The sequence below is a fragment of the Streptomyces sp. NPDC043854 genome (assembly GCF_056436005.1).
This window is the reverse complement of record NZ_JBWKDK010000041.1, coordinates 1-15,651: the sequence shown is the minus strand read 5'-3', so window position 1 is coordinate 15,651 and position 15,651 is coordinate 1. Positions and strand designations below refer to the sequence as shown.

Sequence of the window (15,651 nt, the reverse complement as noted above, 5' to 3'; positions counted from 1 at the left end):
CCCCTTCGGGAACAACCCACCCGAGTGCTCCGGCAATTTCGCCCCCCAAACCCCCCCCCCCCCCCCCAAACCCCCCCCCCCCCCCCCCTCCCCCCCCCCGCCCCCCCCCCCCCCCCCGGTGCAGCCACGCGCCGACGACGCAGGCCACGAGCGCGGACGTGGCCCCGATGGAGGTGACAGCGGCCACGGTCAGTTCGGGCTGCCCGCTGAGGACTCCGCCGAGCCCGGCGGTGAGCGCGGGGGCCAGGTAGGCGACCGCGACTTCCTTCCAAAGGACGAACGGGCGCGCGGCGGAACGGGGTGCAGAGGTTCTAGGGGGAGGGCTCACGAGTCTCCTCGAAGGTACTTAGGAAGCTAACTATCGGAGCATGGGTGAGCGCCGCTCAGCCGAGTCGACGGCTTCCCGTGGAACGTGGACGTACTAGTCGGCGGTCAGTGCGCCAATCCGCTGGGTGATCCGCTCCAGGAGGTCCAGGAACAGCCCTCGCTCGTCGGCACTCAATCCGTTGACCAGTGCCTCAAGTCGCGCGAAGTGGTCCGCAGCCATGTCGCGCAGCCGCTGGGCACCGCGCGCAGTTAGGACCACCACCGCGCCCCGCCCGTCCTCCGCGGAGGCGCGGCGAGCCACCAGGCCCTCGCGCTCCAGCCCGCCGACAAGGCCGGTCACGGTAGCGCGCGAGACGCCAAGGCTCCTCGCGAGTTGCGACGGCGACTTCTCTCCGCCGCTGTCCTCCAGGTCCACCAGCAGGCGGTAGCGCCCGGTCGACAGCCCGGAACGCGAGAAGTGCACTTCTGACGCCCGGTCCAGGCGTGCCCCGGCCGTCATCAGGCGCACGGCGACGAGTACCGCCTGCGGATCGGCGTCAAGCCCGTACCGCGCGATCTGCTTCCGCGCCTGATCGAGCGTGGGCGTAGCGCCGGGCATCGCGTCCTCGTCACTCATGGGAATTAATATGGCAGCTAACTACCGGGTGGTCAAGGTGCTGCTGCTGCCAACACGACGACTGCCCACAGGTCGAGCGGGCGCTTGTGTGGCAGAACGCACGGGCCCGTTGCGGGGGCCGGGATCGTCGGCGGCCGCCAGTGGGCCGGGCGCCGGGTCATCAGGGTGATCGCAGCCCAGGTGATGTGTGCCTCCGCGGTCAACGATCCAGCCGCCCGCCGGCGACGCCGGGGTACGGGTCTTCAGGATGCCGACCCGGCTGCACCCTCCGCCGCCGGTTCGCCAGTCCGCGTATCGGGCGCGGTGCGGGGGCCGGGCACCATGGACGCCGCGGCGGCGAGGGCGAGGTGGGAGTTCATGTCCAGCTCGAACCGGCCGTAGGGGTTCACGTGGGTCCAGAACAGCGGGGACAGGGCCCGCCGGTCGGCGTCGGTGAGCCGCTTCTGCCACTTCTCCTCGCTCAGGATGCCCTGGAGGAGCAGGGTGTTGACGTGCACCAGCGCGGGCTGGAGCAGGTGCAGCGCCAGCATCGAGACCTCCTGGGACTCCTTGTCGGAGCCGGTCCGCGTCGGCGAGGTAGTCGCAGATGAACGCCGTACGCACCGCCCGCCCGAGTTCCTCGATCCCCCGGTACGTCGGATGCTTCGGTCCGCCGCGGGTGAGGCGCCGGAGGACCTGCTCGGCCTCGGCGGTGCCCAGGCGCAGGGCGGTGGTGTACTTCACGATCTGGTCGTACTGCTGGCGGATCAGGTCCCAGTCGATCGTCTTGGTCGACAGTACCGGCGCCAGGTTCGGCCACGTCTCGTCCTCCCCGGCCGCCGGCCGGTACAGCCGTGCGGAGCCGACGTTCTTCAGCCTGAGGAGCAGGTTGAAGCCGAGCATGTGGGCGAAGGCGAACCCGACGATGGAGGCGCCGTGCGTGTCGGTGTACTGCCGGTCCCCGCCAGCAGCGTCCAGACCTCGATCCGGTCCTCCGGCTCCCACTCCTGCCGCACCCCGCGCTCCCTCCGGTCGTCATGACCCGGACCAACGTCGCCGCGCAAGGCTCCCGATGACCCCAGAAGATCAAAAATGCTGACAAGCACACCCCAAATCCGCTACAGAGAGCTACTTGTCACTTCGCCGTAGCTTCGGGAGAACAGGGCCGAACCCCGGCCGGGGCCGGCCCGCCCCGAGGTCACGCGGCCCGGGCGACCCCGTCGGCGGCGACGGCGAGGAACGCCGCGATCCGGAGTTCCGCGTCGGCGGGCAGGGCGGTGGGCATCGCGAAGTGGGTGAGGTCGGGGAGGGTGTCGATCCGGGCGTGCGGTACGGCCCGCCGGGCGCGGGCGGCGACGTCCGCGACGCGGTGGGCGCCGCTGCGGCCGGCGAACAGCACCAGGAGCGGCGCCCGCAGCCGGGTGGCGTCCGGGCGGCGGCCGACCACCGGCCGCCGGTCCGCGAAGGCCTCGGCCCCCAGGGCGAAGAGCCGCTTCCACTCCGGGTCCGTGCCGGTGCCGGCGGTCTCCCGGTCCAGGTAGGCGAGCGCACGGACCGCGGTGGGCCGCACCAGCACCGGCAGCGACCGCAGCAGGAACCCCGGGCGGAACCCGGCGAAGCACTGCGTCGGATCGAGCAGCACCAGCCGGTCGACCCGGTCCGGGCTGTGCAGCGCGTACGTCAGGGCGATCCAGGCCCCGTACGAGTGCCCCAGCAGGTGCGCGCGGTCGATGCGCAGGCTGTCGAGGAGCGCGTCGAGCCAGTCCATCAGGTCGGCGGCGGTGCGCAGCGGTCGCCCCTCGGTGACGCTTCGTCCGGCGTCGCGCGGGATGTCGACGGCCAGCACCCGGTGGCCGGCGCCGAGGGCGCGGGCGGTCCGGAACCAGACGGCGCCGGTGGCGCCGCCGCCGTGCAGCAGGAGCAGCGGCGGGGCCTGGGCGGGCCCGTGGGCGTGGACGCGGGTGCTGCCGTACGGGGTGGGGACGTCCAGTTCTTCGGTGCCGGCGGGCCAGCGGGCGAGCAGGGTGTCGTAGGCGGCGAAGAACTCGGTCGACGAGGGCATGACGGCTCAACCTCCGGTGCGGCCCGATCAATTGTCGAATCTCTCGCTGAACGAGATACTAGCCGAGTGAGGAATGACCACACCCCCGAAATGCGGCTCGTCCATCTGCTGCGCGCTGTGACCGTCGAATTCGACCTGCGCGGGGCGGAGTTCGCGACCCGCAACGGCCTCCACCCCACCGACCTGCGGGCCCTGATCTTCCTGCTCGACGCCGAACGGGCGGGCACGAAGGCCACACCGGGGCGGCTCGGCGAAGCGCTGCGGCTGAACTCGGCGGGCGTGACGGCACTGCTCGACCGCCTGGAGCGGCTGGGGCTGGTGCGGCGCCGGCGCGACCAGGAGGACCGGCGGCGCGTCCTGCTGTCCGTGGAGGAGAAGGCCGTCGACCTGGGGTGGGCGTTCTTCGGCCCGCTGATCTCGCGGCTGGTCGGCGCGGCCGCGGACTTCAGCCCGGCCGAACTGGACACGGTGCACCGCTACCTGACCGCGGCCCTGCACGCCACAGCCCCCGACCGGCCGGACCCGGGCCGGGCGGAGTAGCGCCGGACATCGAGGTGCTGGGCCCGCCGGAGCTCCACGCGCTGTCGCGGCCACCGCGGCGGCGGTGGCAGAGCGGTACGCGGGACGATCCGCGGCGAACCGACCGTCCCGATCCGTCCGGGGGGCTGCGGCTGCGGATTGGCGGGCGGGCGGGGCCCGTGGCCGGCTCAGGGCCGGGCCGTGCCGGTGATCCGCTCCAGGTCGGCCATCAGCGAGTCCAGCCAGAACACCGTCGCGTAGTACAGCCAGGGGGCGCCGTCCGGTTCCGCCTCGAAGCCGTCGAACGCCGGATCACGCAGCGGCACCGGCGCCGACGGTGTGTCGCTTCCCCGGTCGAGGGACCCCGACACGAGCAGCATCCGCCCTGCCACCCGGTCCCCCAGGCGCGTCACGGACGCCGCCGCCTCACGGCCCAGCGACGGCAGGGCGACGGGCCCGGGCCGCAGCGGCTCCGGCGGCTCCAGGAGGCGGTCCGCTCCCCACTGCGTGTGGTGTCCGGCCATCAGTGCGGCCTGCCAGTCGGGCTCCGCCGGCTCCGGCGGCTCCGGCGGCTCCGGCGGCTCCGGGGGCTCCGGCGCCCCGGGCCGCTCGCGCGGCTCCCCACCGGGCCCGGCGGCCGCGTGCACCCCGGCCGTCCCGGCCGCCCCGGCCGCCCCGGCCGCCCCGGCCGCCCCGGCCGCCCCGGCCGCCCCGGCCGCCCCGGCCGCCCCGGCGACAGCGTGCCGCTCGGGCGGGGTCGCCGGCTCGCTCTGGAACTGCGCGTACGCCGACTCCGCGAGGTACAGCGCGTGCCGGAGGGAGCGGCGCCCCGGCACGGCGGGCATCGCCTCCCGCGCTCCGCCCGCGGCGACCGACGCGGTCGTCGCGACCACGACCTCCGCCGCGCCCCGCAGGAGCACGGCGCCGGAGCGCTGGAGCTCCTCATGGGCTCCGCGGGGCCACGCCAGCAGCCCGAAGACGGCGCCGATCGCGCTGCCGATCAGCACGTCGAGCAGCCTGAGCTCCGCCAGCTGCCAGCTCGCGGGTGCCAGCTGGGCGAACACCAGGGCCACCGTCACGGTGAACAGCGCCTGCGCCCAGCCCACCCCTTTTACCGGCCCGAGCGTGAAGGTCAGCAGCATCACCGGCAGCAGGGCGGCCGCGTACACGTTGGTGTGGGTGTCCACCAGGGCGAGCAGGAAGCCGGTCACGAGCGCGCCGATCAGCGTGCCGGCCAGGGCCGCGCGGATCGTCGTACCGGTCTCGCGCACCGTCGTCCGGGTCAGCGTCAGCGTCGCGAGGGTGGCCCAGAAGCCGTGCGGGAGGGTGTCCAGTCCGGCAACGGCACGGGCCGCCGCCAGGGCGAGGCTGATCCGCACCGCGTTCTGGAAGAACACCGACCGGCTTCCCGTGTACCCCCACAGCCGGATCCACCACAGCCGCGGGGCCCGCATCCGGGCGTACCAGAACCGCATCGTCGGCACTCCCGCCGCCGCGGCCCGCCCCCGCAGGGCGAGGTCGGCGGCGGTGGCCACCGCGAGCGCGGCGTCCGCCACCTCCAGGACGGCGGCGTGCCGCCGCAGCCGGGCGGGCGCGCCGGACGGCTCGTCGCGCGCCGCGACCAGCGCCGCGCGGACCCGGAGGAGGCCGTCGCGGGCGTCCACCGCGTCCGTCACGGGCGGTACGCCCCGCAGCCGGGCCGCGGCCTGCGCCGCCGTACGCCGTACTGCGCCCAGGACCTCCGCCGCGGTCCGGTCCCCGTCGGCGTCCGGTCCGGCGGGGAGCCGGGCGAGCCGGCTCAGCAGCGTACGGGTGGCCAGGCCGGTGTGGGCGAGGGCGCGGTCGCGGACGCTCGGCCCGGCCGGACGGTCGGCCTCGGGCACGGTCATGGGCCGCAGCCGGGCCGTCGCCTCCTTCGCGGTGCCCAGGTCTCCGTCGGACAGCCGGTACGGGGGCGCGGCGAACCGGCCCGCGCAGTGTTCCGCGGTGTCCAGGGCGCGGGCGGCGAGCTCCCGGTACGGGACGGTCGGCGGCTCGGGGAAGAGGAACGCCTCGGCGGCCACCAGCAGCAGGATGCCGACCGTGGCGCCCACCAGCCGCTGGCCGAGGGTGTCGGCGGCGTACGGCGGGAACGACGGCAGGATGTACAGCAGCTGCAGGCCGGGCGCCGCCCCGGCCGGGCGCGGGCCGCCGACGGCGATGAAGGCCAGGGCGAAGCCGATGACCAGCATGCCGGCGACCGCGCTCCAGGTCCGTACGGCCAGGAACGTGCCGGCGGTGATCAGCAGCCAGGAGACGGGCAGCAGGCGCGCGACGACCGCGGCGCGCTGCCGCCCGGTGCCGGGGATCCGGGAGAGCCCGGCCAGGGCCACGGAGCCGAACAGGGCGTAGGTGGCGGCGATGGTGTCGCCGAAGCCGTAGAGGAACAGGTAGAACGCGGCTCCGGCGGCCAGGGTGACCCGCGCGGCCCGGCGGGCGGCTACCGCGAAGCCGGGTGCGTTCCGCACTGCGGTGAAGAAGGCACCGACACGGCCCATGCCACCAGCATCACGTACCCCCGCCAGGACGGCACCTCCCGCCCGTCGCGGGCAGGTCGCGGCAGCGCCGGAGTCCGCGGGGCGGTCCGCCGGTGTCCGACTGCCGGCCGTCCATCGGCCGATCGCGCAGTTCCCCGCGCCCTGACCCCCGGCCCGCGCCCGGCAGGCCGTGGCAGTGCCAGAGCCCCCGGGACGAAACGTCGCCGGCCGGGCGCCGGCCGGCCGCGGCCGATCGCGACGCAGTCCGCCGCGCCCCTGGCCCAGGCGCGCGGCCAGGAGGTCGTGGCAGCCCCGGCACCCCGGCCCGGCGGGCCCGCCACCCGGGCCGGACGTGGCCCCGGACCGGGGAAGCCCCGGACCGGGGAGCCCGGAACCGGCAGGACCGGCTACCGGACTACCGCGGTTCCGGGCTCCGATGGGGTTCGGGGCTCCGGTGGGACTCGGGGCTCCGGTGGGACTCGGGCTCAGTGGGCCGGGATCGTCCCGGCCACCGACTCCGGGACCGGGGCCAGGCCCGCCGGACGGGTGGTGAACGTGCCTCGGCCCTGGGTGCGGCCGCGCAGCCGGGACGCGTACCCGAACAGCTCGGCCAGCGGCACCACGGCCGTGACCGCCGTCGTGCCGGACCGGCCGGCCGAGCCGGTGACCCGGCCGCGGCGGGCCGCGAGGTCGCCGAGCACGGCCCCGACCGCGTCGTCGGGGACGGTGACCACGACCTCGGCGACCGGCTCCAGCAGCGCCATGGCGCTCGCCCGCAGGGCGGCACGCAGCGCGGCCCTGCCCGCCGTACGGAACGCCAGCTCCGAGGAGTCCTTGGAGTGCGTCGCCCCGTCGGTGAGCGTGACGCGCAGCCCGGTCACCGGGTGGCCGCCCAGCGGCCCGTCGGCGAGCGCGTCCCGGCAGCCCGCCTCCACGGCGCGTACGAACTCCTGCGGGACGCGTCCGCCGACGACGGTCGACCGGAACGCGAACGCCGGCTCCGGCTTCGGCTCCTGCTGTTCGGCTCCCTCCGCCACGTCCAGCGGCGCGACGTCGATGACGATATGGGCGAACTGGCCGGCCCCGCCGTCCTGTTTGACGTGCCGGTGGACCAGCCCGGACACACCGCGCACCACGGTCTCCCGGTACGAGACCTGCGGCCGGCCGACGGCGAGCTCCAGCCCGTGGTCGCGGCGGATCTTCTCCACCGCGACCTCCAGGTGGAGTTCGCCCATGCCCGACAGCACGGTCTGCCCGGTCTCGGGGTCGCTGCGCACCACCAGCGAGGGGTCTTCCTCGGCGAGCCGGGCCAGCGCGGTCGCCAGCCGTCCGGTGTCGGCGCTGCGGCGCGCCTCTACCGCCACCGACACCACCGGGTCCGCGACCGTGGGCGGTTCCAGCAGCAGCGGCGCCTGCGGGGCGCACAGCGTGGCGCCGGCGCGGGCCGTCTTCAGGCCGACCGCGGCGACGATCTCGCCGGCCCGCGCCTCGTCCAGCTCGAAGTGCCGGTCGGCCTGTACGCGCAGGATGCGGGCGACGCGTTCGGTCCGGCCGGTGCCGGTGTCGAGCACGGTGTCCCCCTTCCGCAGGGTTCCGGAGTAGACGCGCAGGTAGGTGAGGCGGCCGGTCGCCGTCACCGCCACCTTGAAGGCGAGCGCGGCCACCGGCCCGGCGGGGTCGGGCAGGCGTTCCTGCTCGCCGCCGTCCGGCCCGAGGCCCCGTACGGGGGGCAGGTCGGCGGGCGAGGGGAGATAGGCCACGACGGCGTCGAGGAGCGGTTCGACGCCGCGGTTGCGGTAGGCCGAGCCGCACAGGACGACCGTGCCCGAACCGTCGAGGGTCACCTCGCGCAGGGCGAGGGCGAGGGTCCCGTCGGACAGCGTGCCGGTGGCGCAGAACTCCTCCAGGGCGGCGGGATGCAGCTCGGCGGCCGTCTCCTCGAGCAGGCGGCGGCGCCGTTCCGCTTCCGCGCGCAGGCCGGCGTCCACCGCGTCCGGCTCGCGCACGTCCGCGGTCTCGTACGTGTCGCAGTCCGCGGGCCAGGTCAGGGCGCGCATGCGGACCAGGTCGACGAGGCCGGTGAAGCCGTCCTCGCGGCCGATCGGCAGCTGGGCGACGAGCGGTACGGTGCCGAGCCGGTCGCGCAGCGAGGCGACGGCCGTGTCGAGGTCGGCGCCCGCCCGGTCCAGCTTGTTGACGAACGCGATCCGCGGGACGCCGTGCCGGTCCGCCTGCCGCCACACCGACTCGCTCTGCGGTTCCACGCCGGCGACGGCGTCGAACACGGCGACCGCGCCGTCCAGTACGCGCAGGGACCGCTCGACCTCGTCGGCGAAGTCGACGTGGCCGGGGGTGTCGATCAGGTTGATCCGGTGGCCGTCCCAGGCGCAGCTGACGGCGGCGGCGAAGATGGTGATGCCGCGGTCGCGTTCCTGGGCGTCGAAGTCGGTGACGGTGGTGCCGGCGTGGACCTCGCCGCGCTTGTGGACGGCGCCGGCGGCGAACAGGATGCGCTCGGTCACGGTGGTCTTGCCGGCGTCGACGTGGGCGAGGATGCCGAGGTTGCGGACGGTGGTGAGGGCAGGGGCGGAGGTGGTGGCGGTGTGCCGGCTGGTGCGCATGGCCCGGGCCTTTCGGGTGGTGAAGAAGTGAGTGGAGAAAGGGCTGCGCGATTTGCCGGACGCACGGAGGGAGCCACAGGTCTCCCGCAGCACGGCGTGTTCCGGACTCCGGCGGCCGGGCCGTCTCCGGCGCGGCCGTGCGCACCGCGGCGGGGCCGCGGCGACAGGGGCGCGCAGGAGGACGGGAGTTGCCCGGGGCGGAGCGGGGCACGGACGCGCGGGAGCTCGGAACGGCGCCGGAGCTCAGGAGCCCGCCCGGAGTCCCTGCGGGCTCGCGAACTCAGGAGACTCGAGAGGTTCGGGAGCCTCAGGGAATGCGAGAGCCTGAGGTGACTCGGGAGCCTGAGGTGACTCGGGAGCCTGAGGTGACTCGGGAACGAGTGGCTCAGGAGCCCCCGGTCCGGCTGTCGAGGCGGATCCGGTGGGCTCGGCGGGCTCCGCCGGGGTTCAGTGGACCCGGCGGATCCGCGCGTGCGTCACGGTCAGACGGTGCGGTGCCGGCCGCGCAGCGGACACCGCACGGCCCGGGACACCGGGATCACGTCGTACCGGGAACGGGGAACGAAGGCGACGACGGTGCGCTGACGGCACATGACCTGTTCCCCTTCTCTGCTCGGTGTCTGCCGGGCGGCGGTGTGCCGCACGGTGGCCGGACGCCAACTCGGTGGCGTGCGCGCCGCATTGCCGGCTGCTCCGCGTTGCGGTGGTGGCGCGCGTTGCGAGTGTAGAGAACGACGCGGGCGCGGAGCACGGGATTTATTCGCGGGATACGGGCGTGGGATGCATGCGACGCCGGATGGCGGGCGCGGCATCCCTGCGACGCGGGACGCATGCGACGCGGGATGCATGCACAGGCGTCACCAGCGACCGGGCCCGTTCCCCGCCACCGCCTCCGACGTCCTGCCGTCCACGCCGACCGGGATCTCACCGGCGAGCATCACCCGGTGCATGATCCGCGGATGGTCCGGGGCCGCCGGTCTCGCCGGGAGCCAGGTGGAGGCGACCCGGGCCCTCACGGCGCTCACGGCGCCCACGGCGCTCCCGCGCCGCGCACCCCTCGTCCTCCTCGCGGACGGCCGAGGGGTGCGCGGCGGGGCCGACGGGGCGGTGCTCAGATGTCGATGGTGCGCATGAACTCCGGGGCGTAGCGGTCGCCGGAGGCGACTCCGCGGGGAGCGACGGCCTCGATCGCGGCGAGGTCCTCGTCGGTGATCACGATGTCCGTGGCGGCGATGTTCTCCTCCAGGTAGCTGCGCCGCTTCGTGCCGGGGATCGGTACCGCGCCCTGCCGCAGCACCCAGGCCAGGGCGAGCTGCGAGGGCGTGACCGACTTGGCCTCGGCGAGGCGCCGCACGGCGTCGACGACGGCGAGGTTGCGGGCGAAGTTCTCGCCCTGGAAGCGCGGGTCGGTCCGGCGGAAGTCGTCCTCCGCGAAGTCGTCCGGGCTCTTGATCGCGCCCGAGAGGAACCCGCGGCCCAGCGGGGAGTAGGCGACCAGGCCGATGCCCAGTTCGTCGAGGGTGTCCCGTACGCCGTTGGTCTCCAGGCCGCGTTCGAAGAGGGAGTACTCGGTCTGGACGGCGGTGAGGGGGTGGACGGCGTGCGCACGCCGGATCGTGGCCGCCGAGGCCTCGCTGACCCCGAGGTAGCGGACCTTGCCGGCGGTGACCAGCTCGGCCATGGCGCCGATGCTCTCCTCGATCGGCACGTTCGGGTCGACGCGGTGCAGGTAGTACAGGTCGATGTGGTCCGTGCCGAGGTGGCGCAGCGAGCGGTCGGCGGCGCGGTGGATGTACTCGCGGCTCCCGTTGGGGCCGAACCGGTTGCCGTCGTCGTCGAATTCGATGCCGGTCTTGGTCGCGATGACCACCCGGTCCCGCCGGCGGCCCGACATCGCCTTCGCGATCAGCTGCTCGTTGCGGAAGGGGCCGTAGCCCTCGGCGGTGTCGAGCATGGTGACCCCGAGCTCGAGGGCCCGGTGGATGGTGGCCAGGGATTCGGCCTCGTCCGTGGCGCCGTAGAAGGCGCTCATGCCCATGCAGCCGAGGCCTTCGGCGCCGACCTGGAGGCCCTGGGTGCCGAGTGCGCGCGTTTCCATGGTGTTCTCCGATTCGAGAAGAAGTAACTAACTGGTTATCTACATCGTGGACGAGCCTGACCCCGCTTGTCAATAACTGGATAGTTACTTGCTAGCCTGGGCCGTATGGCACGTGATTCCAGCGCAACGAAGGCCCGCATCCTCGCGGCGGCCTTCGACGAGTTCGCCGAGTACGGTATCGCCGGGGCCCGGGTCGACCGGATCGCCGACACGGCCGGGGCGAACAAGCGGATGATCTACGTCTACTACGGCAACAAAGAGCAGCTCTTCGACCAGGTCATCCGGCAGGCCCTGGAGCAGGGCGCGGAATCCGTCCCCTTCGACGCCGAGAACCTGCCGCGCTACGCCGGGGCGATCTTCGACCACCTCGCCGCGGACCCGCGGCTCATGCGGCTGGTGATGTGGAAGCGGCTGGAGCGCCCGGAGCCCACCGCCCTCGAGGCCGAGTCGTACGCGCGCAAACTCGCCGCGCTCGCCGCGGCGCAGCAGGGGGGCCACGTCGACCCGGCCCACGACCCGGCCGACGTCCTCACCCTGGTCCTGGCCCTGGCCCAGGCCTGGTTCACCACGGCCCACGGCTCCGCAGCAGCCGAGGAACGCCGACCCGGCCACCGCGCGGCAGTGGTCGACGCCGTATCCCGCCTCGTCGCAGCCCGGAAGCCCGGCCCCGGCGACTCCGGCGCATAGCCGAACGGAACGCATAGCCGAAAGGAACGACGGGACGGGGCGCGGGCCGCCCGGCCCCGTCCCGTGCCATCCCCGCCACACCCGGCCCGTGCCGCCCCGGCCGGTGAGGTCGAGGAGGAGGTGGTGCAGGTCGCCGGCCGATGCCCTGTTCGCCGCTGCCGCGGGCCCGCCCCGGCGACCGGACGACCTCCGCGAGGGAGGTCCCCCGGAACCGGCCCTACCCCGACGCCGTGCCGTACGCCCGCGCCGGTTCGAGGTGGTACACGGCGAAGGCGCGGCCGATGACCGGCATGGCCACGTTCCGGACCCGCACGCCGCCCGCCGTCATCCCGTGCTCCGTGCCGTGGTGGGCGTGGCCGTGCAGGGCGAGGTCCGCGCCCGCCCCGTCGATCGCCTCGGCCAGCAGGTAGCTGCCGAGGAACGGGTATATCTCCAGCGGCTCGCCGGCCAGCGTGTCCGGTACGGGGGCGAAGTGGGTGAGGGCGATCCGCAGGGCGCAGCCCTCCTCGGCCAGGCCGTCCAGGGCGCGCCGCAACCCCTCGGCGGACTCCCGGGAGGCCCGGACCAGGGCCTTCATCTCGGGTTCGCCGAAGTCCCCGGCACAGCGCCCGGCGAAGCCCCCGCAGAAGCCCTTGGTGCCCGCGACGCCGACCGGGGCGCCATCGCCGTCGCCGCCGGGGCCGCCGTCGGCGCCGATGCGTACGGAGCTGCCCTCCAGGACCGACACCCCGGCCCCGCGGAGCACGTCCGCGACCTCGTCCTGGCGGTCGCTCTGGTAGTCGTGGTTGCCGAGCACCGCGACCACGGGCACGGGCAGGCCCCGCACCTCCCCGGCCACCACCGCGGCCTCCTCGGGGGTGCCGTGGCGGGTGAGGTCGCCCGCGAGGAGCAGCACGTCGGCGCAGCTGCCGAGGGTGTCGAACGCGGGCCGCAGCAGGCCCTCGCTCCCGGGAGCCAGGTGGATGTCCCCGACCGCGGCCACACGGGTCATGGCAGGTCTTCCTCCTGCTCCTGCGACGGGGGCTGCGCGCTGACGACACATATGTCGTGCCGCCAGGGCAGCCCGGCCAGCTCCTCGGCGGCGATGCGCAGCACCGTGGCCCGGCATTCGGGGGTGGTGACGGTGCCCGACAGGACGGGCGTCCCGCCGCTCAGGTCGATCTGTACGCCGAGTTCGGCGACGTCGTCGCGGGCGAGCCGGTCGCGCAGGTGCTCGACGCGGTAGGTGACGGCGCCGGCGGCCGGAGCGGCCGCGGGGCCGGGACGGGGAGTGGTCATCGCTGCGGCTCCTTCCCTGGCGGCCCGAGCCGGCTGTGCTCGCGCGGGCCGATGATGTCGAGCCGTTCGAGGAGGTACAGGAACGCGTCGGGAAGGGGATCGGCCCGGTGGGCGCGGTCGAGCCGGTCCCAGTCGATGCGCTCGCGCAGGACGCGGGCCGTGGGCAGCAGGGCGCCGAAGTCGCAGTAGTGCTCGGTGAGGGCGGCGAGCAGGCTGTCCATGAGGTCCGTCGGAGCGAGGACCGGCATGTAGACCGAGTCCACGGAGCGGACCTCGGCCCGGGCGAGCAGGTCGCTGCCGACCGGCCGGCGGGCCAGCTCGAAGATCAGGTCGATCTCCTCGCCGTCGGACCGCCCCTTGACCAGCCAGTCCTCGGAGGATTCGCGGAGCCGGACGCCGCCCTCCTCGAGGGCGGCCATGACCTCCGGGGCGTCCTCGCGGCGCAGGCAGAAGTCGGTGTCGTGCTGGAAGCGGGCCGGGGCGCCGTGGGCGAAAGCGGCCACGCTGCCGGCGAGGGCGAAGGGCCTGCCCGTGGCCTTGAGCAGGGTGGCGACGCGTTTGGTCGCCTCCAGGATGGCCTGGGTGTGGTCCTGGGGCAGGCCGGCACCGGAACCGGTGCTCGTGCTCGTGTCGGTGCGCGTATCAGTGTCCGCATCGGGACCCGTGCCGGTGGCCGCGGGGACACCGGCAGCGGCCTCCGGGTGGGGCGTCGGAGCGTGGCTCATGGATACGGCCTCCTGGTCGGCCGGTGCTCGCCAGCGCCTGCCCAGCCGGGGACGGGCCAAACGGGGTCGGCCCGCCATCCCGTCCCGGGCCCGCGGGCGGCGGTGTACGGCGTCGCGGCCACGCTGTGCGTGCCGCAGTGCGTGGTGACGCCGGCCTCGGCGCTGACCGTCGGCACCCACGGCCTGCACGACACCGCGGTCGCCGCGTACGCCGGCCCCGACCGGGCGGGCCGCGCCCTGGGCGTGCGCGGGACGGGGCAGCACATCGCGATCGTGCTCGTCCCGCCGCCGACCCGCCGACCGGGCCTCGCGTACGGCAGGGACCGCCGCGCCCGGCGGTCCGCGCCCGCAGGCCGGGGCGGACGGGGTGGACGGGGTGGCCGTCAACCGCGCTTCGCGTGCAGGAAGCGCTGAAGGCGCGCCCACGGCCAGGCGTTGACGACGTCCTCCTTCGTCAGCCAGCCGCGCTGGGCCGTGCCCACCCCGTACCGCAGGTAGGGCAGGTGCACGGTGGCGTGCGCGTCCGAGTCCACGGCGAACTTCACCCCGTGGCTCTTCGCCCGCAGGATGTCCTCGTCGCACAGGTCGAGGCGCTCCGGATGGGCGTTGACCTCCAGGGCGGTTCCGGTGCGGGCGCAGGCCTCGAAGACCGCGTCGAAGTCGGCGTCCACGCCGGGCCGCTTGCCGATCCGGCGGGTGGTGGGGTGCCCGATGACGGCGACGTACGGGTTCTCGCAGGCGCGGATCAGGCGCCGGGTCATGGCCTGCCGGCTCTGCCCGAAGTGGGAGTGGACGGAGGCCACGCACAGGTCGAAGCCGGCGAGGAACTCGTCCGGCCAGTCCAGGCCGCCGTCCGGGCCGATGTTGAGCTCCGTGCCGTGCAGCAGCCGCATCCTGCGCACGGTGCGGTCCAGCGCGCGGACCTGGGCGCGCTGGGCGAGGATCTTCTCCTTCGTCATCCGCTGCATGGCGAGGTCCGGCGCGTGGTCGGTGACTGCGTAGTACGCGTATCCGCGCGCCGCCCCGGCGGCGATCATGTCCTCCAGGGAGGCGAGGCCGTCGGTGAGGTCGGTGTGGGTGTGCAGGTCGCCCTTGATGTCGGCCTCGGTCACCAGCTCGGGCAGGTCCCCGGCGAGCCCCGCCGCGACCTCCCCGCGGTCCTCGCGGAGCGTCGGCGGGATCCAGGGCAGGCCGAGCCGGGCGTATATCTCCTCTTCCGTCTCGGAGGCGAGGTTCTCGCCGCTCTCGGCGTCGAAGAGCCCGTACTCGGAGAGCTTCAGCCCGTGGCGCACGGCGAGCTCGCGCGTGCGGATGTTGTGCGCCTTGGAGCCGGTGAAGTACTGGAGTCCCGCACCCCAGGACGCGGGCGGCAGGACGCGGAGGTCGACCTGGAGGCCGGCCGCCGTCCGGACGGAGGTCTTCTTCGCCCCGTGCGCGATGACCTCGGCCGTGACGGGCAGGCCGGCGAGGGCGGTCATGAACGGCTCGGACCGGTCCGCCGCGACCAGGACGTCGAGGTCGCCGACGGTCTCCCGCATCCGGCGCAGGGAGCCGGCGTAGGTGCACCGCACGCAGCCCGGGATGCGGGTCAGCTCCGCGACGATCTCCTCGGCGAGCTCCGTCGCCGCGTCCAGCAGGATGCGCTCGCCGGCCTGCCGGAGCAGGGAGATGCCGTGGAGGATGCTCTGCTCGGTCCGCTCGCCGAAGCCCTTCAGGTCGCGCAGCCGCTCCTCGTGCAGGGCGGCCTCCAGTTCCGCGACGGACGAGATCCCGAGCTCCCGGTGGAGGACCAGGGCCTTGCGGGGGCCGAGCCCGGGGATGCGGGTCAGTTCGCGCACGCCGGGCGGGATGGCGGCCCGGGAGGCGTCGACCTCGGGGATGTGCCCGGTGCGCAGGTAGGCCTCGACCTTCTCGGCGATGGACCTGCCGACGTTGGGGATCTCCATCAGGCCCTTGGTGTCGAGCCCGGAGATGTCGGCCGGGTGGCCGCCGATGGCGCGGGCGGCCTTCTCGTACGCGCGCGCTTTGAAGGCGTCCGCCCCGCTGATCGCGATCAGGTCGGCGTACTCCCGGAGCAGTGCCTCCACCTCTTCGTTGGCCCGGCCCATACCTCCAGGGTGCCCCCGCGCCGCCGGCGGGGGGGGGGGGGGGCCCCGAGGGGGACAAGTCCGCCCGCCCGCCAAGAGCAGGGGTAACGGAGGGAGCGCGGGGGGGGGGAGCGGC

At 74.7% G+C, this 15,651-nt stretch carries 13 protein-coding genes and 1 pseudogene; 3 read left to right on the top strand and 11 right to left on the bottom strand.

Annotated features, from left to right (window positions below; translation table 11 throughout):
• Nucleotides 1–421: 421 nt before the first annotated feature.
• The 3 genes and pseudogenes from AC068A_RS28755 to AC068A_RS28745 all read right to left on the bottom strand — a co-directional run bounded on the left by AC068A_RS28755 (nt 422) and on the right by AC068A_RS28745 (nt 2,984).
• Complete coding sequence (locus AC068A_RS28755) at nt 422–943, bottom strand: MarR family winged helix-turn-helix transcriptional regulator (protein WP_478589165.1); 522 nt, start codon at nt 941–943, stop codon at nt 422–424.
• Between the two features lie 242 nt (nt 944–1,185).
• A pseudogene (locus tag AC068A_RS28750) lies at nt 1,186–1,825 on the bottom strand (Tn3 family transposase).
• Between the two features lie 295 nt (nt 1,826–2,120).
• Nucleotides 2,121–2,984, bottom strand: coding sequence for an alpha/beta fold hydrolase (locus AC068A_RS28745; protein ID WP_478589164.1), 864 nt, complete (start codon nt 2,982–2,984; stop codon nt 2,121–2,123).
• 90 nt (nt 2,985–3,074) lie between these two features.
• On the opposite strand from AC068A_RS28745, the gene AC068A_RS28740 reads away from it, so the two are divergent.
• Nucleotides 3,075–3,524: a MarR family winged helix-turn-helix transcriptional regulator gene (locus AC068A_RS28740; protein WP_478589199.1), complete on the top strand. Its 450-nt coding sequence runs from the start codon at nt 3,075–3,077 to the stop codon at nt 3,522–3,524.
• Nucleotides 3,525–3,691: 167 nt separating this feature from the next.
• Here AC068A_RS28740 and AC068A_RS28735 read toward each other — a convergent pair whose 3' ends face one another.
• The 4 genes from AC068A_RS28735 to AC068A_RS28720 form a co-directional block, all read right to left on the bottom strand.
• The gene (locus AC068A_RS28735; RefSeq protein WP_478589163.1) at nt 3,692–6,040 is read right to left on the bottom strand and encodes an FUSC family protein; all 2,349 of its coding nucleotides are present in this window, start codon (nt 6,038–6,040) and stop codon (nt 3,692–3,694) included.
• Nucleotides 6,041–6,504: 464 nt separating this feature from the next.
• Nucleotides 6,505–8,640 (bottom strand): elongation factor G, encoded by a 2,136-nt coding sequence (gene fusA / locus AC068A_RS28730; RefSeq protein ID WP_478589162.1) that lies wholly within the window; start codon nt 8,638–8,640, stop codon nt 6,505–6,507.
• Between the two features lie 857 nt (nt 8,641–9,497).
• Nucleotides 9,498–9,665: a hypothetical protein gene (locus tag AC068A_RS28725; RefSeq protein ID WP_478589161.1), complete on the bottom strand. Its 168-nt coding sequence runs from the start codon at nt 9,663–9,665 to the stop codon at nt 9,498–9,500.
• An 86-nt stretch (nt 9,666–9,751) separates the two neighbouring features.
• The gene (locus tag AC068A_RS28720; RefSeq protein ID WP_478589160.1) at nt 9,752–10,738 is read right to left on the bottom strand and encodes an aldo/keto reductase; all 987 of its coding nucleotides are present in this window, start codon (nt 10,736–10,738) and stop codon (nt 9,752–9,754) included.
• Nucleotides 10,739–10,843: 105 nt separating this feature from the next.
• Here AC068A_RS28720 and AC068A_RS28715 point away from each other — a divergent pair, with 105 nt between their 5' ends.
• A complete protein-coding gene (locus AC068A_RS28715; RefSeq protein WP_478589159.1) occupies nt 10,844–11,425 on the top strand; it encodes a TetR family transcriptional regulator in 582 nt (193 codons plus the stop codon).
• A gap of 217 nt (nt 11,426–11,642) precedes the next feature.
• Here the strand turns inward: AC068A_RS28715 and AC068A_RS28710 are convergent, their stop codons facing one another.
• The 3 genes from AC068A_RS28710 to AC068A_RS28700 are packed head-to-tail and all read right to left on the bottom strand — an operon-like array spanning nt 11,643 to nt 13,428.
• Nucleotides 11,643–12,416 (bottom strand): metallophosphoesterase family protein, encoded by a 774-nt coding sequence (locus AC068A_RS28710; protein WP_478589158.1) that lies wholly within the window; start codon nt 12,414–12,416, stop codon nt 11,643–11,645.
• Complete coding sequence (locus AC068A_RS28705; RefSeq protein ID WP_478589157.1) at nt 12,413–12,703, bottom strand: hypothetical protein; 291 nt, start codon at nt 12,701–12,703, stop codon at nt 12,413–12,415. The genes AC068A_RS28710 and AC068A_RS28705 overlap by 4 nt, the downstream gene beginning before the upstream one ends.
• Nucleotides 12,700–13,428: a nucleotidyltransferase family protein gene (locus AC068A_RS28700; RefSeq protein WP_478589156.1), complete on the bottom strand. Its 729-nt coding sequence runs from the start codon at nt 13,426–13,428 to the stop codon at nt 12,700–12,702. Before AC068A_RS28700 ends, AC068A_RS28705 begins: the two co-directional genes overlap by 4 nt.
• Nucleotides 13,429–13,530: 102 nt before the next feature.
• Between AC068A_RS28700 and AC068A_RS28695 the strand changes: the two genes are divergently transcribed.
• Nucleotides 13,531–13,842, top strand: a complete 312-nt coding sequence (locus AC068A_RS28695; RefSeq protein WP_478589155.1) for a hypothetical protein — start codon at nt 13,531–13,533, stop codon at nt 13,840–13,842.
• Here the strand turns inward: AC068A_RS28695 and polX are convergent.
• Nucleotides 13,812–15,536, bottom strand: coding sequence for a DNA polymerase/3'-5' exonuclease PolX (gene polX, locus AC068A_RS28690; protein WP_478589154.1), 1,725 nt, complete (start codon nt 15,534–15,536; stop codon nt 13,812–13,814). The genes AC068A_RS28695 and polX overlap by 31 nt on opposite strands.
• Nucleotides 15,537–15,651 lie beyond the last annotated feature (115 nt).

What these genes read in the sequence shown, in the direction of transcription:
- AC068A_RS28755 (WP_478589165.1), bottom strand. Translation starts at nt 943, where the DNA reads ATGAGTGACGAGGACGCGATGCCCGGCGCTACGCCCACGCTCGATCAG.
- AC068A_RS28745 (WP_478589164.1), bottom strand. Translation starts at nt 2,984, where the DNA reads ATGCCCTCGTCGACCGAGTTCTTCGCCGCCTACGACACCCTGCTCGCC.
- AC068A_RS28740 (WP_478589199.1), top strand. Translation starts at nt 3,075, where the DNA reads ATGCGGCTCGTCCATCTGCTGCGCGCTGTGACCGTCGAATTCGACCTG.
- AC068A_RS28735 (WP_478589163.1), bottom strand. Translation starts at nt 6,040, where the DNA reads ATGGGCCGTGTCGGTGCCTTCTTCACCGCAGTGCGGAACGCACCCGGC.
- fusA (WP_478589162.1), bottom strand. Translation starts at nt 8,640, where the DNA reads ATGCGCACCAGCCGGCACACCGCCACCACCTCCGCCCCTGCCCTCACC.
- AC068A_RS28720 (WP_478589160.1), bottom strand. Translation starts at nt 10,738, where the DNA reads ATGGAAACGCGCGCACTCGGCACCCAGGGCCTCCAGGTCGGCGCCGAA.
- AC068A_RS28715 (WP_478589159.1), top strand. Translation starts at nt 10,844, where the DNA reads ATGGCACGTGATTCCAGCGCAACGAAGGCCCGCATCCTCGCGGCGGCC.
- AC068A_RS28710 (WP_478589158.1), bottom strand. Translation starts at nt 12,416, where the DNA reads ATGACCCGTGTGGCCGCGGTCGGGGACATCCACCTGGCTCCCGGGAGC.
- AC068A_RS28705 (WP_478589157.1), bottom strand. Translation starts at nt 12,703, where the DNA reads ATGACCACTCCCCGTCCCGGCCCCGCGGCCGCTCCGGCCGCCGGCGCC.
- AC068A_RS28700 (WP_478589156.1), bottom strand. Translation starts at nt 13,428, where the DNA reads ATGAGCCACGCTCCGACGCCCCACCCGGAGGCCGCTGCCGGTGTCCCC.
- polX (WP_478589154.1), bottom strand. Translation starts at nt 15,536, where the DNA reads ATGGGCCGGGCCAACGAAGAGGTGGAGGCACTGCTCCGGGAGTACGCC.